Source organism: Winogradskyella ursingii (assembly GCF_013403975.1).
GTDB classification, from domain to species: Bacteria; Bacteroidota; Bacteroidia; order Flavobacteriales; family Flavobacteriaceae; genus Winogradskyella; species Winogradskyella ursingii.
Window position 1 is genome coordinate 199,858 of record NZ_JABFDH010000003.1, and the last position, 26,988, is coordinate 226,845.

Sequence of the window (26,988 nt, forward strand, 5' to 3'; positions counted from 1 at the left end):
CAGATATTCTCAGTTGGCATTTATTTTGTAATTATAAAGTCAAAAATTAATGTTTAACATAAAATTTTAAGACTTATGAGTAATTTAATTCCAACCGTAAAAAGAGGTAGTGATTCAAATAACAATACAGGTTTTAGAACATTGCCAAGTATATCATCCTGGTTAGATGATGTGATTAATAATAATTTTGGCACTGAATTTATGTCTAACTTTAATACAGGTATGACGTTACCTTCTGTAAACGTGAAAGACAGTGATGAAGAATATATAGTAGAGATGGCTGTACCTGGATTAAAGAAATCAGATTTTGATATTAATATTGATAACAAACTGCTATCTATTTCGGCAGAATTACAAACAGATTCTGAAGAAGAAGATGATAACTACACAAGAAGAGAGTTTGGATATTCTTCTTTTAAACGTACATTTTCTTTGCCAGAAACTATTGAGACAGAAAAAATCAGTGCGAAATATAATGATGGAATTCTTAAAGTTAATTTACCTAAACGTGAAGAAGCGAAAAAGAAACCATTAAAACAGATTAAAGTTTCTTAAGAATTTATGACACAGAAAAAAAGCCAGTCATGCGACTGGCTTTTTGTATTTCAATATACATGAATTTTAACTTTGAGCTTGTATCTCGTTTCTAATAGCTTCAACTTCATCTAAAACACGTAACAAATTACCACTCCAGAGTTGCTCTATTTCATTTTCGGTATAGCCACGTTTTACCAATTCTAAGGTCACATTAAATGTCTCAGAAGCATCGGACCAGCCTTTAATGCCACCACCACCATCAAAATCACTACTAATACCAACATGGTCGATTCCCATTTTTTCAACTAAATAATCGATATGGTTCACAAAATCCGTAACATCAACAGGAGGTGGTAGGTTATCCATAGTTTCTGTTTTTCTCTTAACTATCGATCGCATTTCCACATAATTATTATAATATTCTTCCCGTTCTGCTTCTTGTAGTTTTGATACTTCGCTTCTTTCTATCATTGGTGTTCCCAAAGAATCCATTACAGTTCTTCTAATTTCATCTAAAACTTCATTTCGGGCGTCGTTCTTTTCTGTATTTAGATATGATGTAAAAGCAACAGTCTGGACCACACCACCGTTATCTTTCATCCATTGCAATTGTTCATCATCTAAATTTCTACTATGATTACAAAGCCCTCTTGCTGAAGAGTGCGAAGCTATGATTGGTGCTTTACTCAATTCAATCATTTGTCGCATAGCTTCTTTTGATGGATGTGAAACGTCGATCATCATTCCAACACGATTCATTTCTGCCACAACTTGTTTTCCCAAATCACTGAGACCATTATGTAACCAAGTACTGTCTTTTTCGCCGGTATTGCTATCACTAAGTTGGCTATGACCGTTATGTGAAAGTGACATATAGCGACCTCCCATGTTATAGAATTTTTCTACGTTGCTTAAATCCTCTCCAATGGGATAGCCGTTTTCAATACCAATCATCGCCACTTTTTTACCTTTTGCTGTAATTGCTCTTACTTCTTCAGATGTTGTGGCCAGCTCTATCTCTTCTGGTGCAATTTCTGTCACTAATCTATTAATCGCATCAAATTTTGAAATTGCATTATCATAAGCTTTTTTATAACCTGCTTCGTTGAGCGAATCTTGTCCAGTATAAACGATGAACCAAGCGACGTCCAATCCACCTTCCTTCATTTTGGGTAATGTGATTTGTGTATCCAAATCCTGGGTATAGTTTAGAGAATCCGTGAAATTTTTTACATTGATATCACAGTGTGTATCAAGCGTAATCACACGTTCATGAATGGCTTTAGCTTTGGCCATAAGATCTTCATCCTTTGGCGTTTCAGATTTACAACTAAAGCATAATAACAGTACGATTGCGCAATAAGGTAGCAGCGTTTTTGACATTTCTTTTTATTTTGGTTGGCTTAAATGTAGTTAGAACGCTATTAAAATCAAAGAAACCGATACGCTTTATGTATCGGTTTCTTTAACTAAATCTAAATTGATGATTAGTCAACCTTAAGATTTAATGTTTTCTAAGTCATCATCCAAACTATGGGATGTATTGACAATTCTTGCTAGTGTTCTCATAACTGTTCGATTTTTTGATTGTGATGCTGAAAAAAATTCAGCGTCGATTAATGAATTTTTCTTTGTTATCTGTAACGTCTTTTTTGGTTCCAAGTGTAGCTTTTTGTTTCAGTTGACGTACTCGATAATTGATTGTTGTTTAAAGTTCTCATGATTGATGTTTTTTAATTGATTACTACTATATAGACGAGTCATAAATAAAAATGTTACAGTACTATGTATTACAAAGTAATGATTTAACATTTTTTAACTTTATATTTATTGCATGGACAGGAGAGTAGCTCTTACAATTGCTTTACTGGTTATTACAATTGGTTGTAATGATAGAGAAGAAAGATGTGTGGCAAAAAGCATGAAAGTTACTGCTACAGCCTATAATTCTTTAGCGTATCAAACCAACTTTAATCCTAATATCACTGCTTTTGGAGATAGCTTGAAGCCAGGATTGCGCTATATTGCTGTCTCCCGAGATTTATTAGATTCTGGTTTGGTGCATAATACCAAAGTGAAACTCGAAGGATTTGACAGCCTATTTACTGTAAAGGATAAAATGAACAGGCGTTATCGAAAACGTATCGATATCTATATGGGTGTCGATGTGAAAAAAGCTAGAAAATGGGGCAAAAAGAAGCTTTTGATAACCTATTGTATTGAGCCTAAGGATTCGATATTTTAATCTTCACGCTTTATCTGTATTTCTGAAATTACAAATGGATAAGCCTTTTTAACAACTTGTAATTCGGTTTTTGATAAATTTTCTGGTGATTTATTAAACTTCTTTTTGGCATAATTTGCTCTCAAATCATAGAATCCTTTAGTGATCTCATCTTGTACCCTTATAAAAAAATCATATTTAGTTAATGCATCATAGCTTAGCGAGATGACTGCTTTATTAGGATGGTCAGAGGATTCAACGTCCTGCGGACCATTACAATAGTCACAAGAATCCATTCCATTATTATCAATAAAATTATTAATTAGTGTTTGAATGTCTTCAATTTCAACCTTTTCATCTTCAATCAAAATCTCATGTTCTTTATTGAGAGCAATCCGTAATACATTACGTTCTGCAATTTTATCTGAGCATTCAGATCCTGATGGACATTCTGCTGGTAATTTCCTCAGAATGCCTTTATCTGCTGAAATGGTCGTTGTAACCAAAAAGAAAATAAGGAGTAAAAAAGCAATGTCTGCCATAGACCCTGCGTTAACTGTTTCGGAATTTCGTCTAAATCTTTTCATGATTAAAAGGTTTTGGTGAATAATTTGAATCACAAAAACGATACCGTTTTGTTAAATGTTGTTAACAATTGAGGTAAAGAACCTTTATAATGTGCTATTTTTGCAAAATTAACACGTTACCAAAATCAATACATGTCAGAAATCCAAAGCATACAAGAAACTGCGACCGAGAAAAGACTTTATGACTATCAAATAAAGGATCTCAATCGCATTTTCGATGTAATGAACGAGGAATCCAATAACTTCAACCTTTTATACCAATTACCCACGGGTGGTGGCAAGACGGTTATCTTTTCTGAAATTGTAAGACGATATATTGAAACGCACCATAAAAAGGTGGTAATTTTAACTCACCGAGTAGAATTGTGCAAACAGACTTCGAATGTACTTTCTGGCTTTAATGTTAAAAATAAAGTTATTAATAGTAAGGTAAAAACCCTACCAGATCAAGATGAGTACAAATGTTTTGTCGCGATGGTTGAAACACTAAACAACCGTCTGTCGGACAAAGATTTTGAACTTAAGAATGTAGGGCTGGTCATTATTGATGAAGCACATTACAACTCATTTAGAAAACTATTTAAGTTTTTTGATCAATGCTTCATTCTTGGCGTAACAGCCACACCGTTAAGCAGTAACATAAAGTTGCCCATGAAGGATAATTATGATCAACTTATTGTGGGTGACGATATTTCCACCTTGATTAAAAATGGCTTTTTAGCTAATGCAGAAGTCCATAATTACGATGTTGGATTGACCACGCTTAAAATAGGCATCAATGGTGATTATACGGTAAAATCTTCTGAAGCTCTATACACTAACAATGTCATGCAGTCTAAGCTATTAATGGCTTATGAGGAAATGGCAAAGGGTAAAAAGACACTGATTTTCAATAATGGAATTTATACGTCTAAGGAAGTATTTTACACCTTTAAGAAGGCAGGTTACAATGTTAGGCATTTAGACAATACGGCCAGTAAACAGGATCGAAAGGATATTTTAAAATGGTTTAAAAAAACACCTGATGCGGTGTTAACTTCGGTGAGTATTTTAACCACAGGATTTGATGAACCTTCAGTTGAATCCATTATTCTAAACAGAGCTACGCGTTCGTTAACGCTGTACTTCCAGATGATTGGTCGTGGCAGCCGTATTTATAAAGATAGAGATACGTTTCAAGTGATTGATTTGGGTAATAATGTTGCCCGTTTTGGCCCATGGGACCAGCCAGTTGATTGGCAACATATTTTTAAATATCCTGATTTTTATCTTGAGAATATTGCAGATGACGAAACCATAGAACAAGATTTTGTATATGTAATGCCTAGCGTTCTAAAAGAGAAATTCAAAAAATCTGAATCTATAGATTTCGATGTAAAAGCTGAATATAAAGACGTCATTAGCCTTAATAAAAAATCCTTTACTGTAATTGAACGGTCTATTGCACAGCATTCTCAAATGTGTATTGAAAACAGCGAAGATGTTTATGATGCAAGAGATTTGGCAAAATTACTTCAGGATGATATTGCGTATCGTATAAAAAAATATTGTTACTGCATCATGAATAGTACTCAGAACTATAAAGACTGGTTATTTGAAGAGTACAATAGAAAGTTAAGAATAAGTTTTAACGGTAAGTTTTAACTTTTTTTTGTAAGGTTTTGCACTTTTATACGTTTATTTTGAAGTAGGTATGATTTATGGTATATTATATCAGATGACAATAACTTTGAAAACAAATTCATTTACAATACTATTTTTTCTTATCTGTACTTTGTGCGGCACAATGGCTTTTGCACAAGTTAAGGATAAGGAAAATAAGTCTATTCGTATTCCTGCAGAAACATCCAAAAAGGAAAAGGATTCTACGCCATTAAAAATAAAAGTTGCTCCAAAAAAAGACAAAGACTCAGCAGCTGCTGGTGGAAAGATTAACAAGCTTGGTGGTATTTCTAAAGGTGATGAAAAAAAGTTTATTATTAAAGAGACTGAAAAACCGTTCTCTATGGTTCACGATGATGGACTTATTAGCCCAGGACAAATTTTTGAAAAACGTTGGAATAAAGAAGCTGAAAAAGGTGGCATCATTAGAACTATGGACGATCAATTTTTGGGCGAACACCGTGTCGACACCAAATTTGTAAATATCATTTGTCGAGACCATCAATACCCAGATGGTGACCGTGTTCAGATTTTTATTAATGATGTAATGGTAGAGCGTAATGTGCTGCTTACCTCTAGTTACCGCAAAATACAGGTGAATCTGGCGGATGGTAAAAATACCATCGATATTGTCGCTTTAAATCAAGGTGATTCCGGTCCTAATACGGCAGAGTTTGTGGTATATGACGATAAAGGAAACTTGATTTCTTCTAAAGAATGGAATTTGCTTACAGGTGTAAAGGCAACCATTATCTTTAATAATGAAAAAACCATTATACAGCCAAAAGATAAAGTTGCATCTTCTGACGAACAGGCTTCTAACGATAATAAATAAAACATATTTAAATCACTCATTAAATACCTTGTTGTCATTTCTGCCTTGGCAGCAATGACAATTTTGATTTTAGATTTTCGTAAGGGATTGGTTTCTTATTCTTTGTTGAACTGAATTATTTCCGCTGGTTGCATGTCACTCAGTGTATAATTTCCAATTCGTACTCTCACCAATCTTAATGTGGGAAAACCCACTTTAGCAGTCATTTTGCGTACTTGTCTAAATTTACCTTCGGTTATGGTGATTGAAAGCCATGAGGTTTTGCCATGCCTCTCGTCGCGTACAAAACGGTCATGAATATGTGAAGTATTATTCAATATTTCGGCTTTGCAATGTTGTGTTTTATACGGTTTTCCGTCAACTGAAATTTCAACACCATCTTTTAATTTATTGACGGTTTCTTGAGTAATTTCGCCATCAACCATAACGTGGTATTCTTTTTCAATTTTTGGACTTCTGATGTATTCGCTGAATTTCCCATCCGTAGTAAGCAACAATAAACCTTCGGATTTTTCATCTAAACGACCTACAGCCATGATATTGTTAGGTAAATCGAATAAATCACTGAGCAACTTTTTGTTTCGTCGTTTGTTTTGATGATTCACAAACTGACTTAAATAACCGTAGGGTTTATATATTTTGAAATATTTGTGATGCATTACCAAAATGTGATGAACCCTTTTTTTAGTTGATTATTTTTATCTTTTAGCCAAATCATAGGTGAGCGTTGATTAGTTATTTCTTTTTTAATATTAAGCTTTGCTTCATCAAAACCAAGCCAATTCACTTCATTATGCGGAATAATGAGCCAATCTAATTTCGATGGCATATACATTTTGAAATCTTTCAGCGTTTCAATTTTATTGAATGAAAGATGAAATCCTGAAATGCATGACCTGTTTAAGCTATCAAGTTGAATAGTGTCAACCTGATAAGGAAAAAATAGCTGTGCTTTAAATGAAACATATTGATTTATGTTTTCAGCTTTCAAGTTGAATTTATTTAAATATGGTTCACAATACTTATTTAATAGTAATGGCAACTGCTTCCCTTTCAACTTTTGTAGTTTGTAAATTAAAGTATCTTTTCTATTTGGACCAATCCAATAGGCGAGTGGGTCTGCATAAGTTTGTATGGTATCAAATAGATAGAATTTGTACACAATTTCTAAATGAATAGTTTGAGATTTATAATGAAACAGTGCATCCAGTTCTCCGATGGTTTGCTTACCGTTTTGGATTTGTAGATTCTCGGCAATCCATCCAATATTTCTATTTTGCTTTAGTTGATGACAAGTGAATGCTTCAGTTAATTTTCCCAATCGACGGTTTTGAAATTCCAGTTGGTAATGAGATTCAATTTTAAAATCATCATTCTTAAATTGTTTTAGACTAAATACGTCATCATCAAACCAGAGGAGTGGTGTTTCTAAAAAGCCTTGATAATGTAAAAATGTCTTAAAATCCATGTTTTCACGAATATACGTATTAAACTCATTTCCGGTTAAAAACAAAAAGTCAAGATGAGTTCATTACCTTTGTCGCATAATATAAATTTATGACAACATTTTCGGACTTAGGTATTAAAAAACCTTTTATAAAAGCACTTAAAGAAATTAAAATTGTTAACCCGACTGAAATTCAGAAAACGGTTATACCTATACTTTTGGAAACTCAAACCGATCTAATTGGTTTGGCTCAAACAGGTACTGGAAAAACCGCTGCTTTTGGGCTTCCGCTTTTACACTCTATTGATAATAATAAAGAGGAAATACAAGGTTTAGTTATCGCACCAACGCGTGAATTGGCACAACAGATAAAAAAGCAACTTTTTAAATTCACTAAATATATCGATGGTAAAATCTTTGTAGAAGCAGTATATGGTGGCGAGAAAATTGACCGACAAATAAAATCCTTAAGCAGAACAACACATATTGTGGTGGCCACACCTGGACGACTATTAGATTTAATTGAACGTAATGCGCTTGATATTTCAAAGGTGAAAACATTAGTTTTGGATGAAGCGGACGAGATGTTAAGTATGGGTTTTAAAGAAGAATTGAACAAAATTTTAAAATATAATACATCTAACAGACACACTTGGCTATTTTCTGCTACGATGCCAGATGAGATTAAAAGTATTATCAAAAATTACATGTCTAAAGATGCTGTTAGGATTGAAGTGAATAAAAATAGTTTGGTGAATGAGAATATTTCACATCATTACATTCATACAAATATTAAAGACAAAACGAATATGATCATTCGTATTCTGGACAAAAGGCCAGAAGACAGAGGTGTGATATTCTGCCGAACCAAAGCTGGCGCTAGACAATTAGCAAAGCAATTGACAGAAGAAGGTTTTGCAGTTGATGCACTTGAAGGTGATATGCAACAAAAAGAACGTGATAAAGTGATGCGAGCTTTTAAAAACGAGAGTTTACAAGTGTTGATTTCAACAGACGTTTCTGCACGAGGCATTGATGTTAATAACCTAGCTTTTGTTTTGCATCATCAATTGCCAGAACAAATGGATTACTATACTCACCGAAGCGGAAGAACCGCAAGAGCTGGTAAAACAGGACAATCCATTGCATTAATCATACCAGGCGAAATGCAAAAAGTCCTCGATATTCAGAGGACTTTAGGAATTTCTTTTAAGGAAATTGTTATGTAATCAATTACAACTATTTTATGAATTTGTCACCTTTTGTTGTGCTTTTGGTGATAGGCTCTTCCGTGTGAAAGGTTTTTTCTAGGCCTGCAGAATCTACGCCAAAATAATCCAAAACTTTTGTGGTATTCACAATATGTTCAGTATTATCACCATGAATAATTATGGCACCTCGCATGGCATTTGGATTGTTTTCTAAAATCTTTAAATAATTATCTTCGTTATATTCAGAATCATCGTCTAACTTATCGACCTGAGCCGTGTTGATGAAATCTTTGATACTTTTATTTAAAGTCTGTGCCAATTCCTGCCATTGCGAACTACTTGGCATGTTTTCTGTAATATCTGTTAGCAAAATATCTTTTTCAGCAGATTCCAGATAACCTGGAAGTGATTTACCAAAATCTGAAGTGCTGGAATAAATACAATTGATTTGATTTTTATCTCTACTTATAATTCCCATGTTTAGTATGTTTTCATTTTTTGTTTACGCTTATCCAATTGTCTAAGAAGTTCGTCAACCACATCAGCTACTGATTCTTCAAAAGTATCATTAGAAGATTCCGCGAACAATCTGGGTCCTGGTGCGCTTAATCTAATACCACATTTCATTCCGGTTTCGTCGCTACTAGTATTTTCTGTTTTAAAAAACACATCGGCGCGAATAACGAATTCATAACGGTTAAAAATACGTTCTAATTTCTTTTTTGTGAATGTCTCCAACCGATCGCTGGCTGTTACATCATGATATTCAAATACTGTTTCCATTATATTTTTGTTTTAAGTTAAGTTTATTTCTTTAAAAAATCGAGTAAAAATTTATTTAAAATAGACGCATGAGTTACATTAAGTCCATGTGGCGCATCTTTAATGACATGATAAGAATTATGCTTTATTCCTTCCGCTGCCTGATCACCAGCTGTTTCTTTTGGCACTATGTTATCAGCGTCACCATGGATAATTAATGTATCAACATCTACATTCTTTAGTTCTGGTCTAAAATCAGTTTCTGCCCAAGCTTTTGCTGCTTGGATGGTTCCTGTAGGTGATGCGTGAGAAGCAATGGACCAATCGTAATGTAATTGTGCTTCGCTTGCTCCATCTTCCAGATTACCATAATTATAGAAATTCTTATGGAATTCTTTCAAAAATCCTACGCGATCCGATTCCAATGCATCCATTATACCATCCAAGTCTTTTTGCGGCACACCTTTTGGATTATCGTCTTTTTTGGCTACAAGTGGAATAATTGAACTGATTAAAGCAACCTTGTCAATATTGGATGTACCATAATCGGTACAATATCTTACAACTTCACCACCACCCATTGAGAATCCGACGAGAATTACATTTTTTAATTCTAATTGAGTAATAATAGAATTAAGGTCTGAAGCTAAACTAGAATAATCATATGATCTCCAAGGTGCGGAAGAGTTTCCAAATCCTCGTCTATCGTAAGCGATACATCTGTATCCAGCTTCTACAATGGCCCAAATCTGTTGTTCCCATGCTTTATGACTTAATGGCCAGCCGTGAATTAAAATCACAGGCTGTCCATGACCGTAGTCTTCAAAAAATAAATCTATATTTTGTGTTTCTGTTTCGTTTGTTAAAAATGGCATTCTTAATGGTGTTTTAATTAGTTTTTCTTTATTTCGACCTTCAGAATTTTAACGCTCTGTACTATCCTCTAAGTTAGAATTAGATTCCGAACCTTGACTGTACAATTGATTTTCTTCGTCTTTGAGTTTTTCTTCTGGCCTGTTACGAGGCAAATCTCTACCTGGTACATCTAAACCTTTTCCTGTAAAATCGACGTCTTTGGTTCTATTTTTGAGTTGAGCATCATCGGTTTCCTTATCTCGCATGTGCTTATTTTTTTCGCCCAAAGTATTCAAATCTTCTTTTGTAATATCTGAATTGTATTTTTTCTCGTTCTCTTTATTTTTCATCTCTTATGTGTTTTAATTATTATAATATAAATGAGATTGAGCGTTCTGCCATAGGTTTTAATAGTACTTTAAGAAATGATAGAAACGCCTTTCATTCTTTCTATATCAATATCGTATTTATAAAGAGATTTGATTATCTTCAAAACAACAAATGTTAACTTGAATGAAAGTCATAAAAAAGCCCAGTCTGTAACTGAGCTTATTTGATAACTGAATTGACTAATAATTACAACGAAAGACTTATTATTCTAATACTATCTTTTGAATTCGTTTTTCGTTAATTCCATTATTAATTTGAACAATATAGATGCCAGACGAGAGATTATTGACCTCTATAATTTGTTTTGTTTCAAACGCATTCAAATCTTTAGTTCTAAGGACCCGACCGTTAATGTCATAAATCGTGAAGATGGATTTGTCGCTAAGCTGTCCTTCAATAATTATAGACTTATCTAATTGATTGGTGTAAATAATCAGGTCATTTAATTCTTCCTCAGTTGTGCTTAATACTTGAGATTCAAAATGAATAAAAAATCGTCCCGGTTTTGAGATATTTTCTTCAGCAGTGAAATTATAACTATCATCATGCAATAAGGTGAAATTATTTTTCTCCCTATCTTCGAGATAAATATCGACGTAGCTTGGTATGGACATTTGTGATAGACTAACCGAAACTGTTTGACCTTGTATAGCATTGATCCCCAACGGAATTACAACAGCATTCATATCATTTTCACCAATTGCCTGTATACCCATCGGAATACCTGTATTTTCTTCTACTAACATTGTGTATACTGAAAAATCAGGGGCTGAACCACCAAACAAAGAAGCGTCATAACCTAAATCAAGACCTCTTGAAGCATTGGTGTTGAAATAAATATCTGTTTCGAATGTGTCTGAACTATTTGCTATTTCAATTTTTACCAGACCTAAATTATTTCTACCTGTAATAAAATCGTCTGTATTTCCTTTAACCCTCATTGCTGGTGTAAAATTTATTGTACCACCTCCAGATTTTGTTTTAACAAAGAAACCTTGGCCAGGTGCAATTAACACACCACTAGTCACATTATTAAGAATGGTCCAACCATTGGTAGCATCACCATCATAACCATAAACGGCTTTCAACGCACCAGCATCCAGTTCGTCTTTATTTAGATTAAAGAAGGTTTCGAAATCCATATAGGAAGGGTAGGGGTTTCCTATCAAATTCCATCCGCTGAATGAAGACTGAGATTCAGTTATTGGGATACTAAAGCTTGTAGTTTCTACATTTCCAGAGAACTCAAGAGTTGTTCCGTTTGCTCCATCTTTTGAAGTATCTCTTGCTGCCCGATAACCAACACCTTTGTCTAAGGTTGCACCACTATCAGTGGATGCGAAATAAGTTTGATAATTACCTGAAGATTCATTAAATGGCCCAAATAACTTTTGGTCAGGATTTGAAGGGTTGGCAAATAAGTTTGGATTTGCCATATTAAAATCTCCAAAAGTTTGACCTGTTACAGGTGGAACAATAAGATCATTACCTGTAGTACCATTATAAGCATTGACATGACGTTTATAGCGCACTTCACCCGAACTTGTACCATTAACGATTAAGCTAGAGTATTTGGTAGAATTGGATTGTAATTCCAAGCTACCGTTATTGGTCAGATTGCCATTCACGGTTAAGCTAGCACCCTTTTCAATAATCAAACTTGCTCCCGACGCTATTTCAATATGGTTAACAATGATTTCACTATCTTCTGTAACGATATAAGTTCCATCCCCAACTAAAATATCTTTTAGCCCAGTTGTTTCTGTAGGTCCATCCCCATAAATCCATTCTCCACTACAGTATAGCATAGCATTTTCCGGTACATTAACGTTGCAGCTATTGCCAGGTGATAAATATTGAATTAATGTTGCTTTAGGAGTGGTGCTGCTGTCTTTTTCGATATTTGAATCTGCTCCGCGACCTCTTAAGTGGACACTAACAACATTATTTTGCCCGTCGCTATACAATTGAACGCGTATTGCATCCGCCTCAATAGGATTCGTCGATGGTCCTCCCCATTGGTATATGCCATTATCTAACCATCCGCCTTGACCTTCTTCCAGAATATTCCAAATACCATCTCTTCTATAGCTAATGCGCCAAATCGTTTGAGATTGGTCTTGATTTGAATACGAACCACCAATAGTTAAATAATTGATATATTTTACGTTAGGCCAATTGACTCTCCATTCAAAGGCATCATTAATATTTGGTGTTCCAATATTTTCTTCAAAACCTACACCATATTCATTATAATCAGTAATTATATGATATTCTCCTATATCTGGATCGTATAAAATAGTTTCTGGCGTTCCTCTACCGTCACTAACAGATCCACTAACGATAGCTTCTGAAAGTAAGGCCAAGTTAATATTATCATCAGCATAATTATCTGGAATGCCCCCTAAACTGCATTTGCTTGGTGCTTCAAAAAGAGTATCTTCACTAAAATTACAAATTGGATTTTCTGAGAAGTAAGCATTAACATTCACATCTAAGCCATCTGCAGTTAAACCGGTTAATGTAATTGTCTGAGGACTTGTGCCAATTGGAAAGCTTTGATTATTGACTATTAAAGTTCCATTAGTTGGAGCATTGGAGTATTCGATAATTAAATCTTGAGAGTATGTATCATCAAAATCGTCGCAAGAACTTTGAACGCTAGGAACAATTGAATTTATCGGGCAATTTCTATCGTAGAACAATAATAATCGAGGAGCAATAGAAGCACCACTTTCCCTGGCATCAGCAACCCGCCTTCCTGTCCCAGAAATAATAAATGTCATTGAATTGCCAGAAATCCAACCAGGTTGAGAGTAAATTTCATTAACGATATTGGTAATCCTAGGCGTTTGCTGTGAGTATTCTGAAAAATTTTGCTTCCCCCATTTTCCTACATCGTCCCAGTTAATTGAAGCGTTAGTTAAAGTTCGACTAGAAATATTATGACTATTATTTGCAAAAGTATTGCTATTTGGGGCTAATTCACCTCTAATAACGAGATTTGTTGGGTCCAAAATAGAATCTGTCTCATCCGTTTGAAATTGAATGTATGCTCTTAGAATAGTTGCGCCTTCAATAATATCTATATTATCAAATCTTATACCCACAAGTTGGTCATTACCATTATCATTGATAAGTTCTAAGTCTGAACTACCAATTTCAACAACACCAGTCGCAACGAATTCTTCGGCATCATCCGAATCAACAGAAACTCGTGTTGTTTTGAGGGTTAAACTGTTCTCTTCAATCCCAATACAATTGCAAGCACCATCTTCTTCATCGTAAACTGTAGTGGGATCATTGTCATCGCAAGGGGCTCCTTCTGGTGGGCATGATGCTAAAGCTGCGTTTGAAATTGTGACAACAGATCCTGTTGGAGGTGAAAATATGTTAAGATTGGTAGGCAATGTAAAGGGATCTGTATTTGAAACTTCTGTAACCTCGCTGGCATTACTGACGTTTATTGTTCTTAATTCCATCATAGAAGGTTCGACAAATATGAGCTTAAACTGATTGAATGTACCTGAGTTCCTTGTCCAACTTTTAAGTCTGTCATCTGGTCTGAGTGGTGCTCCCCAAGAACCTTCGCCTGCATATACAGTCCCGTTATTTTTATCAATAACGAAGCCTAAATCATTTCCAGGCTCAAATGATGGTTTAACAGGCCATGTTGTTTTGGTCATATGTGAATCTGAATCAACGACCAATTTCACCCCGTAATCATAAAAAAGATTAGCCCAGGCTGTATAAATTCTATTATCATCAGATTTGAGGCTGTTATGAGAGCGCATTGGTCTATGATATTGTGCCATTTTCCAAGTAATTTGGGAAGATGCTTGTAAATCGTTTTCTAGCCAAGTTTTTTGATTACCTAAAACTGAAATATTGGTGTCTAATGTATATGCTCTAATTAAATCATCACCAAAAGTTATTGCAAAATAAGTATCTGTGTTAGAAGCACCAGTAACATTTGGCGAGTCAAATAAATTATAAATTGTATTGTCATCTGTCTCGTGGTTTCCACGAGCAGCAACTATAGGAAACATTCTGCCGTCACTGGCTATAGTGAGTTGCCAATCGTCAAACCACTCCCTCCATTCAGATTCACTATTGGTGTCCGTCATGTCACCACCAAAGAAAACAGCATGTGGCTTTAGTTTACTTACCAGCAAATTAGCGTCCTGTCTTGGTAATCTATTGTTTCGAGAGTCGCCACCTGCAATAAAAGATAGTCTACTATTGTCATCTGGTGCAGTCCTAAACCAAAAACGTTGGCTAGTGCCTTCGCTATCTGCAATAACAAAATAATAGTTTGTGTTAGGAGTGAGGCCAGTTAACCTTACGAATTGATTGTTCATACCTTTATAAATAAGTGATCTATCCACATTTTTTGAAAAAGGATAAGAACCAACTGTGGTTCCAAAATCCGTTGTGCCGTAATATAGAATAGGATCATTCCCAGAAATTTGATTCCATCCCACGGTAGCGGTCGTAGCAGGATCACTCCGTAATATCAAGCGGTATTTATCTGTATTGCCAAACCCAAATAGAAAGGTGGCCAAAAAAAGAAATATTAATATTGTTTTAAATTTCATGGGGTTGTAATTTTTATCTTTTCCTTTTTTGCATTATGTTCTAATAGCAAAGCAATTAGCGGCACAAATCCGTGCGCAAGCCTATATACCGTTAAGTAAGCATTATTATGCAGGGAAGACCATAAAAAGTTTTGATTGAACCCAGCAAACACTCGAGCAAAGGCTGTAGCAAAACCCCAAAATACCATATAAATAAGTACGTATTTTGATATACCTGGTATAAATATAAGAAACGAACAGATGACATCCAATAAACCAACAATGAAAAGAAATGATGTAGCTTGAGCTTCATTCACTCCAAATATCAAAATTGTCATATCCACAAAATGACCTGGTAGATAAATTAGTCCCATGGCAAATAAACCATGAGGAATAAAAGTTAGTGCCGTGGTTATTTTCAAAATGAGCAGTACTTTTTTGCTATTCATATTTGAACCATACAATAAAAGAATGATGGGTGCCGCAAATTGCATGCTCAATTCAAACAATTTCAAAATATCATAATTACTGTCTTTTACCATGCAAATCCCTAGAATTACGAGAATTAACAACGATAATACCAGAATGATTTTTTTGAAAAGGTGATATTTTAAATTATCCCAAAAAAGGCTAGTAATGGCACCTAAAAACAAAATTATACCGCAAAATCTTGTAAACCCATCTATCCATGTATTTACAGATTCGCTTGTAGCATAATCATACCATGTGTAATCGGACAAGCCTTCAACTATCGGAGTTAAAAGGCTCTCATCCCATAAAATTGCTCGAAATGGTGCTCCAAAAAAATAAAATTGATAGGCTCTACCTAGAAAAACGGTAAAAGCGCAGATTTTTATAAGCGATATTAGATTAATCTTTTTCATTTAGAGCACTTAAAACTAATCATTTGAAAATGAGATTCGAATTAAAATCGTTTAATGGATTAATAACTCTTTTAAATGAAATAATAATTTTTATAAAGGTTGAAAAGTGACATTTCAAAGTCTAATTCTTGATTTCGGAGGATCATGTTTAATGAATTAAGACCTTCTGAGAACGCTGATATCCGAAATTTTTGATAACTATAATGTAAATACCTGTTGTTAAAGTAGAAACATCAATAGAACAACTTAAATTATTTGCATTCAACATTTTGAAGCTAATTTTACGACCAGATAAACTTAAAATTTCAATTAGCTGTTTTTCTCCCACTAAACCCTTAACCTCAATACGTTTTAGGTTTTGATTAAAAGTAATTTCTGGGAGATTTGATTTAAACATATTAATATCTAATAGTTCAGATTCAAAATGCACAAGAAACCTCTCTCCATTGGCCATGTTTTCATCAGGAAAAAACGTATAGTTCTCATCATTTAGAAGTGTATACATTCCGGTTAATTTATCTTCAAGATATACAAATACTGATTCAGGTATTGTTATTTCCTTTATACTGACTTCTATCTGTTGTGTTTCTGTTGAATTGATTCCCAAAGGAACGGTGACATTGCCCAACTCGTTCTCACCTAATGACTGAATTCCCATTGGTGTTCCATCATTTTCTTCTACTAGAAATGAGTAAACTGAGAATGGAGGCGCTACACCTCCTATCAAAGAGGCGTCATAGCCAAGATCCAAACCTTGAGACGCATTGGTGTTGAAATAAATATCAGTTGAAAAATTTTTCTGAGAATCCTTAATTTCTATTGTAACTAAGCCTAAATGAGTAAAAACAGAATTTTTAACAATTTGAGCTTCTTGTTGAGTGGGTGCTATAGGTGAAAAGCTTACGAGAAAACATGACAATAAAAGAGATTTTGATAATAATAACTTCATGAGGGCTGATATTAAATGAACGCTATAATCAATTATATCAGTAATTAAAATTACTTCATCATTTTCTCGATACTATTTATTTTCGATTAATTGAATATAAATTGGTATTAAGTTGCAAATAGTAACTAAAATCTAATTAATTCTTCCATGTTTGGCTCAATCCATTTAATTTTTCAAAAATTAAGCTACGAATTATTAACATTTTTTTTGAATTCTATTTGTACAAAATAATTTATCTTAAGAGTATGAAAAGGACAAGTTTTACAATCAGTATTTTGTTTTGTTTGCTTTTGTTGAACTGTGGAGCATCTAAAGAGAATATTTCGGAATCTGACAGAGCTGCTTTTAACGATTTAAAGACGTCTATATTAACATCGCCTATTAGATTTGAGGCCGAATCTGCTTCACCAACACAAACTTTTGGTTTTGTAGCCGCATCAAATTATTTACTGAGACAAACAGGGAGTGTGAGTAGTAGGATTTATTTAAATGATAGAAACGACTATATGTATATCTCAAAAGATTCGGTAAATTCTGAATTGTCGTATTATGGAGAGTTAAGAAATCCGACGTATGGCAGTATTAATAATGGAAAAATAGAACTCGAAGGGAGCCCTCGGAAATTAAAAATTGAGGAAAATGATAAAAAGCAAAATATAACCTTGAATTTTAGAGCTACCAACGATTCAGAGGAGTGTGAGGTGACAATGATTTTATTCCCAAATCGTAAAGCAACCGTTATTATTAATAGTCTCAACAGAACGACTATTCGATACAATGGCGTTTTTTCTATTGTCGAAAAGATTGAAAATTAGCGGTATTGACTTCTGCTAGTGCCCTTAGTACAAGGACAATTACTTGCGCTCTGCAACAAATCCAAACCTATTGTGATCATATGAGTTCCTGAGTTGAAGCCAGAAAGATCATTGATGGTTAGCTGATATGAATAAGCAAAGTATATGTTATGATATGATATTCCTGCCATAGGACCGATATTAAGTGGATTTAAAAATTGATCATTTAAAAAACGGTAAGAAGCACCTATCCAATAGTAATCGCCATCTCTGTTAAATTTTCGATATTTAAAGTTGAGATCTGTACTCGATCGGTTATCGCTATCAAATAATTGGAAAAATACTGAAGGTTCAAATTCGATATTTTTGTTGGTTTTGCTTCTAAGAACCAATCCTGAATATAATTGATAGTTTAATAATTGAGACGGCTCAACTCCTGTAAAATCATCAATATCTTTTGAAATGAGATTGTTGGCATTCAAGCTAATGTAAAATGCTTTGTAACGATAGAGGATACCAGCATCAAAATTATTGTTGCTTATAGCTCGATCGCCATCAATGCTTGGATCAACAATAGGGACATCATAAGTTGTGTTAAAATTCTCTGTATCTATCCTAAAACTATTAATGTTATAGGATAAACCTAAAGATAGATATTGTTTGGATTTATAATCTAAAATCAAATGATGTGCAAACGAAAACTTAACTCCTTTCTGTCTTGTATTTCCATTCTTATCATTATAGGCCGAAACACCAACTCCAGAACGATTGGAAATTCTAAAATCTGCATAAATGGATTGATTATCTGGTGCATTTTTAATTCCAACCCATTGTGTTAACCCATTGGCTCTTATTTTTAAATTATCTCCAATTCCTGCATAAGTTGGAGAAATCACAAAATCATTATCTGCCAAGTATTGGGTAAATACAGGCAAGTTTAATTCTTGACCATATCCAATAGACATAGCGAAGAATAATATATATAGTGTTAGATGTTTCATCTTTTTAGTTTTATTTAATTGCATTACCTGTATAATGTAAAATGTCCAACGAATTCTCTGTCTATGTTCGGATCATTTGTTTTCACTACAAACCAATAATCTCCAGTAGGTAGTTCAGTACCGTTATACCTGCCATCCCAAACTTCGCCAACTCTATAAGTAGCTACTTTACGACCATACCTATCGAAAATATCGAATGTGAGATTTGGATAATTTTCAGTACAACCAGGTGCCCAAGTATCAAATTCACCATCACCGTTTGGTGTAAACCAATTTGGAATACAGATATCAATAAACTCCAGTTCTATTTGAGCAGTTGCCATACAGCCACTACTATCTGTTACTGTGACTTCATATAGTCCAGACTCTGTAATCGTATAGGTAAATACATCACCGAAGTCTTCACCATTCATTGTAAATTGATAATCACCAGAACCACCTGAAGCATTAGCTATAAATTGATTCAATTCGCCTTCGGTAAGCGTTAAGGTAACAGGTTCGTATCCTTCAATATCAAATAATTCTGTGCTTTGGATACAACCGTCGGTATGTCGTACTTCAATATAATGTCCCGTTCCAACTGGTACATTTGTGAAAATATTACTTGCTTGGTATGCACCTCCATTTAGGGAATAATCAAACTGCGAAAGATCTGTATTACTATCATCAATTGTAACAGTAACCATATTGCCTTGACTATTATTCTCACAAGTATATTCGACAATAACCTCTGGGTTAATAATTACGGAATCAGGGAAGGTTATATTCCACTCCGATTCACAACCTTGGGCATCACGGATGTATACAATATGATCTCCACCACCTAAGTTGGTAAAATCGAAAATTGTTTGTGTTGCCGTACCTGTAGTGTAAGGACCGTCGTAATCATCCAAACTCACACTATACGGTAAGTTTCCACCAGAAATATCAATACTGAATTCTCCGTTAGAGTCACCCTCACATACTTCTGGGAAGAGTGAATCGGCAACAATTGTAATTAACACAGGTGTTGGTTCCGAAACGGTTGTTTGAAAGGTTAAATAACAACCTAATTCATCTTGCACGATGATATCATAATCACCTGGTGCCAAATCTTCAAATAGATTGGTTTCAAAAAATTGATTCAACTGTGGAGAAATAGCGTATTTAATAATTCCGGTTCCTCCTGTTGCTGTAATTTCAATAGAACCGTCATCTGTTCCACTACACGTTACATCACTTACAGCTAAGGCTGCATCCAGTGATGTTGTTGGTTCTGTGATATTAATCACGGCGGTAGTAGTTTCACAATCACCGCTCTCTACACGAACTCTGTAACTTCCGGCAATTAATTCCGTAAAGACACCTGGACTACTCTGCACAGCGGAAATCGGGTTCCCAGCTCCATCTAATAAAGTATAAACATAATCTCCTAGACCACCTTGAGCCATAGCAACAATTGTTCCTGTATTATCACCAGTACAATTAATCGTTGGATTTGTTGAATCTAAATTAATAGTCAGAGCTGGTAATGGATCAATTGTGATTTCGTTCGAAACATCTGCAATACAGCCATTAGTATCACGAACAAAATATTGATACGTTCCTGGCGTCACAGAAAACGTTGTTGAAGCCGCAAATGATCCTAATGTCGTAGTAAAGGTCTCATCTGTACTATAGGTATATGGTCCTGTCCCTCCATTTGCGCTTAAGGTTAACGTGCCATCGGTTAAACAAGTTGGAGTAGTGTTCGCAACTAAACTTGCCATTACTTCAGCAGGATTGTCAATAACTATATCCAAAGAGGTCGTACTACAATTAAATCCATCGGTGATTACAACATTGTAAGTTCCAGCTCCTAAATCTGTAAACACATTTGAAGTTTGAGGTCCTGATGAACTTGTCGTTGGGGAAATTGTATTTAGCGTATAAGTATAGTTACTTCCTTGTCCACCTGTGACAGCATTAACAGTTATAGTTGCATTTTGGTCGCCAAAACAAGATAATAGCGTAGTGCTTGGGGTAAATGTAGCATCAATAGGAGTAGGCTCTTCCAAAATAATGGTTTCAGAAACAACACAACCTTGTGCATCTCGTGCATTTACTATGTATGTACCTGCTGATAAATTTGGAAAGGTTCCATTTGCTGAATAAGCAACGGTAGCATCACCTGTTAATTCGTATTCATAATCACCATATCCACCAGACGCAACTGCTGTAATTGTACCTTGATTGTTATCACAAGTTACGTCAGAAGTTTCAGTAGCAATTAAATCTAAAGCTTCAGCCGGAGAAATTATTGTAACGTCAGAAGTAGTTGAACAAAATGGACTTTCTGTTTCCGTAATTACTACAGAATACGTTCCAGCAGACATTCCGTTTACAGTTTCTGGATTTACAGCAGTATTTGCATTAATTGGTCCTGAAACTGAAACACCTAAACTATCAAACACTTCGTAAGTATAGGCGCCTGAATAATTATTAACTGAAATTTCAAAAGATCCAGAATTATCACCAAAACATGTTACTCCAGTTGGTACTGTTGTAAATGTTGGAGGTGTAGCTTCAGGTACAAAAATCTCAACATCCTCTGTGCATGATGTTACTATGTCGCTTACAGTGATTGTATATAATCCTGATGGCACACCCGAAAATACATTGCCACTTAATGAGGTTGATGCTGGATTCGGAGTTATTGCATATGCATAAGTACCAGAACCTCCTGAGCCGATAACGGTTATTTGACCATCATCATTGTTACAAGATGGAATTGAAGTAACCTGAGGTGTTAATTCTAAAGGTGGCTCAATATTTACAGAAACTAAATTGCCACAACCATTAGCATCGTTAATTTCGATAGTATGTATTCCAGATGAAAGATTTGAAATGGTAAATGGAGCAGTTCCAGACTGAAAAGCACCTCCATCTATACTAAAGGTATATGGTGGTATTCCAGCTGAGGCTAATGACACATCAATTTCAAAATTACCTTCTGTCACAGTACATTGATTGTTTACAGTTGCTGTAATCATAGGTGATGGATCCTCAGGCAATATTGTTGCGGGACTTGTTACAATACATCCATTAGCATCAAGTACATGAATATAATATGTGCCAGCATCAACATTAAAAACACTATTGGAATTCCATGCAGCGTCTGTTGCTAAAGGAGCAGTTGCTGATGTGGTAATTTGATATTCATAAGGAGAAGTACCGTTTTGTCCAATCGCTGAAATCACGCCAGAATTAGGGTTACAATTCGCATTTTGATCTACAAAAACATTCAAATCCAAAGGCACTGCAGATTCTGAAATTTCAAAAATTGCGGATGCAGATTGACAACCGTTGAATGACCCTGTTCCGTTTTCAGTGAATACAATATAATACTGTCCAGGTGACAACGTGCCAGGCGTTGGAGTTGTTACTGTTTCTGGAGTACCGAATGTTACTGGTAAATTGGTTGGCCCATCAACTAAAGTATTGTCAAAAGCGGTGTAAATAGCATAATCTACAGATGCTGTAGTGTTATCAAAATTATCAATTGTAAAAGTAACACTACCATTGGCTTCACCAACACAAGCTACGTTGTTTGGAACTACCGATGATGTTAATGGTGATGCTGGATCTATTGGTGCATCTGCAGATTTCACAAAGTAACAATCAGTCACCAAATCATGAACCACAAATGTGTAAATCACACCAGGAATTAAATTTGAAAATGTTCTTGTATCACCACCAGGCACGTCCGGTGCAAAATAAGTCGATGTATAAGGAATTGAGTTGAATTCTAAAATTCCAAATTCGTAACTACCACTTCCAACAGCAGATATTGCAGTAACTACAGCTGTTCCACCAGAAACACAGTCAGGTACTGTGGTTGAAATGTTGATATCCAAATCCGATGGAGGAGAAGCAATAACAATTTGCTGAGAAAGACTACAGCCATTATCATCAACTACATTTATTGTGTAAGTTCCAAAATCAATAATATTGAAGGTGTGATCTTCATTTGACGTTGCAGAATATGGGTTTCCTGGGATGACATCACCAAAATTATTTGAAATATAATACGTGAAAGGTGCCGTACCTCCTGAAACGTTCTCAACAGTAATTGATCCTAAGGAAGATCCTCCAGGATTATTACAGGTAATATCTACTTTGCTTAAATCAAAATCAATAGCATTGGGTTCATTGATTACCACAGTATCCGTTGCTGTACAAAAATTAGCATCTGTTAATGTAATGGTATATGCTCCTGCAGTTAAACCGGAAGTTTGTGTTCCATAATCAGTGCCAGTGGTGTCATTATTTACGTTGATAATATATGGTGGAGTGCCAAAAGCTGTATCAATTGTAATATCAATTGCACCATTGGCCTCTCCATTACAAAGAATAGGTTGAGTTTGTGTAATAATATCAAATTCAGGTGGAGTAATAGGATTTACAGTAACTATATTAGACTCTACAGTACAACCATTACCATCTGTAATTTCAAATTGGTAAGTTCCAGCAGACGCTGTGGTATAAGTAAATGCTGAACCAGTTGCTCCTAAATTTGTATAAGCACCACCATTTATTGAAACCGCATATGTAAATGAAGCTGTGCCCGAGATCGTTCCCGAAATAACAGCATCAGGTGTTGCAGTACAATCCAAGCCTTCAGTAAGTAGAATATCTACCGTAGTAACTGGTAGTGGATCTACGGTGTAAGATTCACTATAAACACAGTTGTTTTCATCTCTTACTTGAAAGGTGTATGTTCCTGGATCTAATCCAGCAAAAACATTTGAAGTTTGATAAGCTGTTGCAGCACTAGCAGGTGCTATAATTTGATATTCAAGTGTACCGGTTCCACCAGTGGTCCCTGTGACAGTAATGGCTGTGGTATTTGCGGCACAATCTATCGGAGTATTATCAAACATTAAATCCGTGGGTGGATTAAGTGCTTCAATTGTAATGTCATTAGTTATAAACGTACAGTTATTAGCATCGCTAATTGTGACCGTATATGTGCCTTGGCTTAATCCAGTAAAAGTGTTCCCACTTTGAAAATTTACCCCATCAATACTGTACATATATGGAGCATCTCCACCTGTAACTCCTGTAATGGTAATTGTTCCAGTATCCGTACAGGTAAAAGGAGCAGATAATTCGGCCGTTCCAGAAATAGCATCATTTTCAATAATAGTTACAGTTTGAGGATTTGTCTCACAAACTGAAGGACCAGACGTATATTGAACTACTACATCGTAATTTCCAGCCGTTAATCCCGTGAAAACTGATGAATTCACAAAAGTTACTCCTCCATCAATACTATACTGAACAGAGTTCCCGTTCGGGTTAGTCACATCTATTTCAATAGTTCCTGTATTACCTGAGCCACTACAAAGAATGTCTGTTGTATTTATATTGAAATCTGGTTCAGGAATTTGACCAACATTAATAGTTGTACTTGCACTACAGTTATTAGAATCAATAACAGTGATATTATAAGTCCCTGCAGATGTCACAACGATTTCAGGAACGGTTTGAAACACCGTTGTGCTGTTTACAAAATAAAAGTAGGGAGGTGTTCCACCTTCAGCGTATACTGTGATTTCCCCATCTGTACATGTTAATGGTGCAGTCAATGCGGCAGAAACCGTTAGTAAAGGAGGCTCAACTATTGTAATATCTTCAGAAAATAAACAGCCGTTTTCAGTTTCTATAGTTGCTGTATATGTCCCTGGGTTTAAATTGTCGAATACATGTGTATTTGATGTAACTGGCCCAACACTGTTGACTAAAGTCGCACCATTAAATAATGAAAACTCATATTGAGGATCAACATCATTTGCTGCTAATTGAATACTTCCCAATTCACCATAACATAATGGTTGTGTTACTGTTGCAGATGCCGTAAAATCCCGTTCTCTAATCTGAACGTCAGGCACTGTAAATACACAAGGATTGGTTGGGATCCCAACCTGTCTGATATATACGGTATAAGTTCCAGCTGTATTTACAGTAAATAAATTGCTAGCTTGATAATTGGTACCATCTATACTGTATTCATAACCAGTCGGTACATCATTTACGGTGATGCTTCCAGGCGTTGTACAGATTATATCCGTCGCATCAACTGAAGCATTTAACACATTTTGATAAACGTTAAAATAAAACTGAACAAAGCAGCCTCCAGGATAGTTAATTGTTAATCTAAATTGTCCCGAAGTGTTCGCAAGAAAGTTAGGTCCAGTTGCAACTTCGTTCCAAGTACAAGCTGCATCTTCATTAGCACAATCTTGATTTGCGACAGCAGTACAACTCGATTCATCCAATTGTTCCCAAATAATTGATGTTGAATCTGAAATATTGGTTTCAATAAATCTTGAATCGTTTGCTCCACATAAAAATATGTTTGGCAGCAACTTACCATCGTTAGGACAAGTCACAACCTCATCTGCATAGGGAATTACTGGATTTTCTATATCGCCACCAAAGAGTTGAACATTGTATTGTTGCTCAATCGATTGGCAAGGAGCAATTGCAGTATTGAAAGAATAGTAGGTACCAGTCTCTGTAACCGTAATTGTTTGGGTTGTTCCAATAACAGGAGTTCCTGTTGGGCTAGTAGACCATGAGTAGGTATCATAGCCGTCAGCGGCTGTCAGCTGCAAACTTTCTCCACAAAGTATTTCTTCTTGAATAAATGTACAATCCAAATCGGCTAAAAAGTTAGTAGCTTGTGGTGTTAACAAACAACCAGTGTTACTGCTTAAACTAGGGTCATCAGTTACTGTAAAAGTTGGATTAAAAAATCCATTATACGAAGCAAAAGCCTGATTGGTAACAATATTAGAACAAGCATCTGCTAATTGATTACATTCATCTACAACCTGAACTTCAATTCTAATTTCATAGACAGGATCATTTTCCTCGACTAAATAATCTTCAATTGAAAATATAATTTCTCTAGTAGCAGGATTATAACTTTGAACCGTGACACCAGGTGGCAAAACAAGATCAGTAGGATAATTAAAAATAATGTTAATCGGTAACACATCTCTGATTTGAAAATTGGTAGCATTGTCATTTCCTGTATTCTGAAATCCAATTACATAGTTTAAAGACGCTCCTAAACCAACCAATTCACCACCTATATCATTACCTGCATCATCTTCAACAATTTTAGTAAGCACAATATCCGGCTCAATAATTTCAACCGCAAAAACAAATAGGTATGGAAAATAAGTATCTCCACTTGTGTCTAATGTTACAGTTGCAGATGTAGCATCATTTGCAATTAATGTATTTCCTGGATTGGGTACCGCTATCACACCAGTGTCAAAACCTAATGTATTTGAACTATTAGGAACCCTATTGTTAACTGGAGTCGCATCCAAACGTGTCACAGAGCTATTAAAGAAGTTAGTTTCTGGGCGGTCTGCTGTCGACAAGGGTGTGCCATTTAACAATAAACGATCACCTAAAATAGGACTATCACCTTCTAAAGTTGCAAATGCAAAATTTGCACGAACAGGAGCAGGAGCAGGGACTGTTCTAAAACCACTAACCGGAATATCCAGTGAAGGATTTGCACCTGGTACACTAATGGCACTAAAACCATCAAAACTTGTAATGGATTTACCTGGCAGTGTTGGGTCTTCATAAACAATAAACAAAGACCATCCAGCAGATTGCCCTGTGCCATTATATGGATTAAAGGTATCTGTTTGGCCAAGCGCAGAAGATACATTTGCCACAGTATAGGTACCTAAATCTGCACCACTACCAAAAGCAGTTACAATATTTGTGACATCTGCAAAACACGCATACGAAAAACTGTCTCCGCCATCTACAGTTGTGCCGTTAGCATCATAAATAATAGTACCTGTTATATCATTATAACCTCCACTAGGACCTTTAAGTTTTACTTCGGTAATTGGATCACCTCCTGGATTTACGGCTCCCCAATATAATCCAGCATATATAATACGATAGCAATTGGGGTTTGGAATTTCTAAATCTGCACTAGAGGATGAGAATGTCGAAGCGTCTCCATCAATGTCTATATATTGCATATCTACATTATGGTTATAAACCGTACCGTCGTTAAACGCATTATTGTCTGGTCCTAAAATATTGTTTCCAATTAGAACAATATCTCCTTTGAGATCTTGATTAAAACGTGGAGTAAAAGGTTCGTAGTTTTGCGCAAATGTATTCACCCCAAATAGCAAAAATGTGAATACAATTACAAGTTTTGAAAAAGTAGGTTTTTTCATGGTTTGGTTTTTTTTGTTCTATTCTTT

Annotated in this window: 19 protein-coding genes; 6 read left to right on the forward strand and 13 right to left on the reverse strand. The window is 35.2% G+C overall.

Annotated features, from left to right (window positions below; all coding sequences use genetic code 11):
- The first annotated feature begins 75 nt into the window (after positions 1-75).
- On the forward strand, positions 76-555 hold the full coding sequence (locus HM983_RS08290) for an Hsp20/alpha crystallin family protein (protein ID WP_179344951.1): 480 nt from the start codon (positions 76-78) through the stop codon (positions 553-555).
- A gap of 66 nt (positions 556-621) precedes the next feature.
- Here HM983_RS08290 and HM983_RS08295 read toward each other — a convergent pair whose 3' ends face one another.
- Entirely contained in the window at positions 622-1,920 is a 1,299-nt protein-coding gene (locus HM983_RS08295) for a dipeptidase (protein WP_179344952.1), read from the reverse strand.
- Between the two features lie 451 nt (positions 1,921-2,371).
- Here HM983_RS08295 and HM983_RS08300 point away from each other — a divergent pair, with 451 nt between their 5' ends.
- Positions 2,372-2,782, forward strand: coding sequence for a 3D domain-containing protein (locus HM983_RS08300; RefSeq protein WP_179344953.1), 411 nt, complete (start codon positions 2,372-2,374; stop codon positions 2,780-2,782).
- Here HM983_RS08300 and HM983_RS08305 read toward each other — a convergent pair.
- Positions 2,779-3,348 carry an ExbD/TolR family protein gene (locus HM983_RS08305; RefSeq protein ID WP_179344954.1) on the reverse strand — a complete coding sequence of 190 codons (570 nt, stop codon included), beginning with the start codon at positions 3,346-3,348 and terminating at the stop codon, positions 2,779-2,781. The genes HM983_RS08300 and HM983_RS08305 overlap by 4 nt on opposite strands.
- 132 nt (positions 3,349-3,480) lie before the next feature.
- Between HM983_RS08305 and HM983_RS08310 the strand changes: the two genes are divergently transcribed.
- The gene (locus tag HM983_RS08310) at positions 3,481-4,992 is read left to right on the forward strand and encodes a DEAD/DEAH box helicase (RefSeq protein ID WP_179344955.1); all 1,512 of its coding nucleotides are present in this window, start codon (positions 3,481-3,483) and stop codon (positions 4,990-4,992) included.
- Positions 4,993-5,134: 142 nt separating this feature from the next.
- Positions 5,135-5,845, forward strand: a complete 711-nt coding sequence (locus tag HM983_RS08315) for a hypothetical protein (protein WP_179344956.1) — start codon at positions 5,135-5,137, stop codon at positions 5,843-5,845.
- A 95-nt stretch (positions 5,846-5,940) separates the two neighbouring features.
- Here the strand turns inward: HM983_RS08315 and HM983_RS08320 are convergent, their stop codons facing one another.
- Complete coding sequence (locus HM983_RS08320; RefSeq protein WP_179344957.1) at positions 5,941-6,504, reverse strand: pseudouridine synthase; 564 nt, start codon at positions 6,502-6,504, stop codon at positions 5,941-5,943.
- The gene (locus tag HM983_RS08325) at positions 6,504-7,313 is read right to left on the reverse strand and encodes a DUF1853 family protein (RefSeq protein WP_179344958.1); all 810 of its coding nucleotides are present in this window, start codon (positions 7,311-7,313) and stop codon (positions 6,504-6,506) included. The genes HM983_RS08320 and HM983_RS08325 overlap by 1 nt, the downstream gene beginning before the upstream one ends.
- Before the next feature lie 89 nt (positions 7,314-7,402).
- On the opposite strand from HM983_RS08325, the gene HM983_RS08330 reads away from it, so the two are divergent.
- Positions 7,403-8,521 carry a DEAD/DEAH box helicase gene (locus HM983_RS08330; protein ID WP_179344959.1) on the forward strand — a complete coding sequence of 373 codons (1,119 nt, stop codon included), beginning with the start codon at positions 7,403-7,405 and terminating at the stop codon, positions 8,519-8,521.
- 10 nt (positions 8,522-8,531) lie between these two features.
- On the opposite strand, the gene HM983_RS08335 is transcribed toward HM983_RS08330, so the two are convergent.
- From HM983_RS08335 to HM983_RS08365, 7 genes are all read right to left on the reverse strand, one after another.
- Positions 8,532-8,981, reverse strand: a complete 450-nt coding sequence (locus HM983_RS08335) for an arsenate reductase family protein (RefSeq protein ID WP_179344960.1) — start codon at positions 8,979-8,981, stop codon at positions 8,532-8,534.
- 2 nt (positions 8,982-8,983) lie between these two features.
- Entirely contained in the window at positions 8,984-9,286 is a 303-nt protein-coding gene (locus tag HM983_RS08340; RefSeq protein WP_179344961.1) for an HPF/RaiA family ribosome-associated protein, read from the reverse strand.
- 23 nt (positions 9,287-9,309) lie between these two features.
- On the reverse strand, positions 9,310-10,140 hold the full coding sequence (locus HM983_RS08345; protein ID WP_179344962.1) for an alpha/beta fold hydrolase: 831 nt from the start codon (positions 10,138-10,140) through the stop codon (positions 9,310-9,312).
- A 48-nt stretch (positions 10,141-10,188) separates the two neighbouring features.
- Positions 10,189-10,470, reverse strand: coding sequence for a hypothetical protein (locus HM983_RS08350; protein ID WP_179344963.1), 282 nt, complete (start codon positions 10,468-10,470; stop codon positions 10,189-10,191).
- 243 nt (positions 10,471-10,713) lie between these two features.
- Complete coding sequence (locus HM983_RS08355; RefSeq protein ID WP_179344964.1) at positions 10,714-15,108, reverse strand: fibronectin type III domain-containing protein; 4,395 nt, start codon at positions 15,106-15,108, stop codon at positions 10,714-10,716.
- A complete protein-coding gene (locus tag HM983_RS08360; RefSeq protein ID WP_179344965.1) occupies positions 15,105-15,971 on the reverse strand; it encodes a hypothetical protein in 867 nt (288 codons plus the stop codon). Before HM983_RS08360 ends, HM983_RS08355 begins: the two co-directional genes overlap by 4 nt.
- A 148-nt stretch (positions 15,972-16,119) precedes the next feature.
- On the reverse strand, positions 16,120-16,890 hold the full coding sequence (locus tag HM983_RS08365) for a T9SS type A sorting domain-containing protein (protein WP_179344966.1): 771 nt from the start codon (positions 16,888-16,890) through the stop codon (positions 16,120-16,122).
- 275 nt (positions 16,891-17,165) lie between these two features.
- On the opposite strand from HM983_RS08365, the gene HM983_RS08370 reads away from it, so the two are divergent.
- Complete coding sequence (locus HM983_RS08370) at positions 17,166-17,735, forward strand: DUF4251 domain-containing protein (protein ID WP_179344967.1); 570 nt, start codon at positions 17,166-17,168, stop codon at positions 17,733-17,735.
- On the opposite strand, the gene HM983_RS08375 is transcribed toward HM983_RS08370, so the two are convergent.
- The gene (locus tag HM983_RS08375) at positions 17,732-18,715 is read right to left on the reverse strand and encodes a PorP/SprF family type IX secretion system membrane protein (RefSeq protein WP_179344968.1); all 984 of its coding nucleotides are present in this window, start codon (positions 18,713-18,715) and stop codon (positions 17,732-17,734) included. The two genes, HM983_RS08370 and HM983_RS08375, sit on opposite strands and share 4 nt — an antisense overlap.
- A 23-nt stretch (positions 18,716-18,738) precedes the next feature.
- Positions 18,739-26,961, reverse strand: a complete 8,223-nt coding sequence (locus tag HM983_RS08380) for a T9SS type B sorting domain-containing protein (RefSeq protein ID WP_179344969.1) — start codon at positions 26,959-26,961, stop codon at positions 18,739-18,741.
- Between the last annotated feature and the right edge of the window lie 27 nt (positions 26,962-26,988).

What these genes read in the sequence shown, in the direction of transcription:
- HM983_RS08290 (WP_179344951.1), top strand. Translation starts at nt 76, where the DNA reads ATGAGTAATTTAATTCCAACCGTAAAAAGAGGTAGTGATTCAAATAAC.
- HM983_RS08295 (WP_179344952.1), bottom strand. Translation starts at nt 1,920, where the DNA reads ATGTCAAAAACGCTGCTACCTTATTGCGCAATCGTACTGTTATTATGC.
- HM983_RS08300 (WP_179344953.1), top strand. Translation starts at nt 2,372, where the DNA reads ATGGACAGGAGAGTAGCTCTTACAATTGCTTTACTGGTTATTACAATT.
- HM983_RS08305 (WP_179344954.1), bottom strand. Translation starts at nt 3,348, where the DNA reads ATGAAAAGATTTAGACGAAATTCCGAAACAGTTAACGCAGGGTCTATG.
- HM983_RS08310 (WP_179344955.1), top strand. Translation starts at nt 3,481, where the DNA reads ATGTCAGAAATCCAAAGCATACAAGAAACTGCGACCGAGAAAAGACTT.
- HM983_RS08315 (WP_179344956.1), top strand. Translation starts at nt 5,135, where the DNA reads ATGGCTTTTGCACAAGTTAAGGATAAGGAAAATAAGTCTATTCGTATT.
- HM983_RS08320 (WP_179344957.1), bottom strand. Translation starts at nt 6,504, where the DNA reads ATGCATCACAAATATTTCAAAATATATAAACCCTACGGTTATTTAAGT.
- HM983_RS08325 (WP_179344958.1), bottom strand. Translation starts at nt 7,313, where the DNA reads ATGGATTTTAAGACATTTTTACATTATCAAGGCTTTTTAGAAACACCA.
- HM983_RS08330 (WP_179344959.1), top strand. Translation starts at nt 7,403, where the DNA reads ATGACAACATTTTCGGACTTAGGTATTAAAAAACCTTTTATAAAAGCA.
- HM983_RS08335 (WP_179344960.1), bottom strand. Translation starts at nt 8,981, where the DNA reads ATGGGAATTATAAGTAGAGATAAAAATCAAATCAATTGTATTTATTCC.
- HM983_RS08340 (WP_179344961.1), bottom strand. Translation starts at nt 9,286, where the DNA reads ATGGAAACAGTATTTGAATATCATGATGTAACAGCCAGCGATCGGTTG.
- HM983_RS08345 (WP_179344962.1), bottom strand. Translation starts at nt 10,140, where the DNA reads ATGCCATTTTTAACAAACGAAACAGAAACACAAAATATAGATTTATTT.
- HM983_RS08350 (WP_179344963.1), bottom strand. Translation starts at nt 10,470, where the DNA reads ATGAAAAATAAAGAGAACGAGAAAAAATACAATTCAGATATTACAAAA.
- HM983_RS08355 (WP_179344964.1), bottom strand. Translation starts at nt 15,108, where the DNA reads ATGAAATTTAAAACAATATTAATATTTCTTTTTTTGGCCACCTTTCTA.
- HM983_RS08360 (WP_179344965.1), bottom strand. Translation starts at nt 15,971, where the DNA reads ATGAAAAAGATTAATCTAATATCGCTTATAAAAATCTGCGCTTTTACC.
- HM983_RS08370 (WP_179344967.1), top strand. Translation starts at nt 17,166, where the DNA reads ATGAAAAGGACAAGTTTTACAATCAGTATTTTGTTTTGTTTGCTTTTG.
- HM983_RS08375 (WP_179344968.1), bottom strand. Translation starts at nt 18,715, where the DNA reads ATGAAACATCTAACACTATATATATTATTCTTCGCTATGTCTATTGGA.
- HM983_RS08380 (WP_179344969.1), bottom strand. Translation starts at nt 26,961, where the DNA reads ATGAAAAAACCTACTTTTTCAAAACTTGTAATTGTATTCACATTTTTG.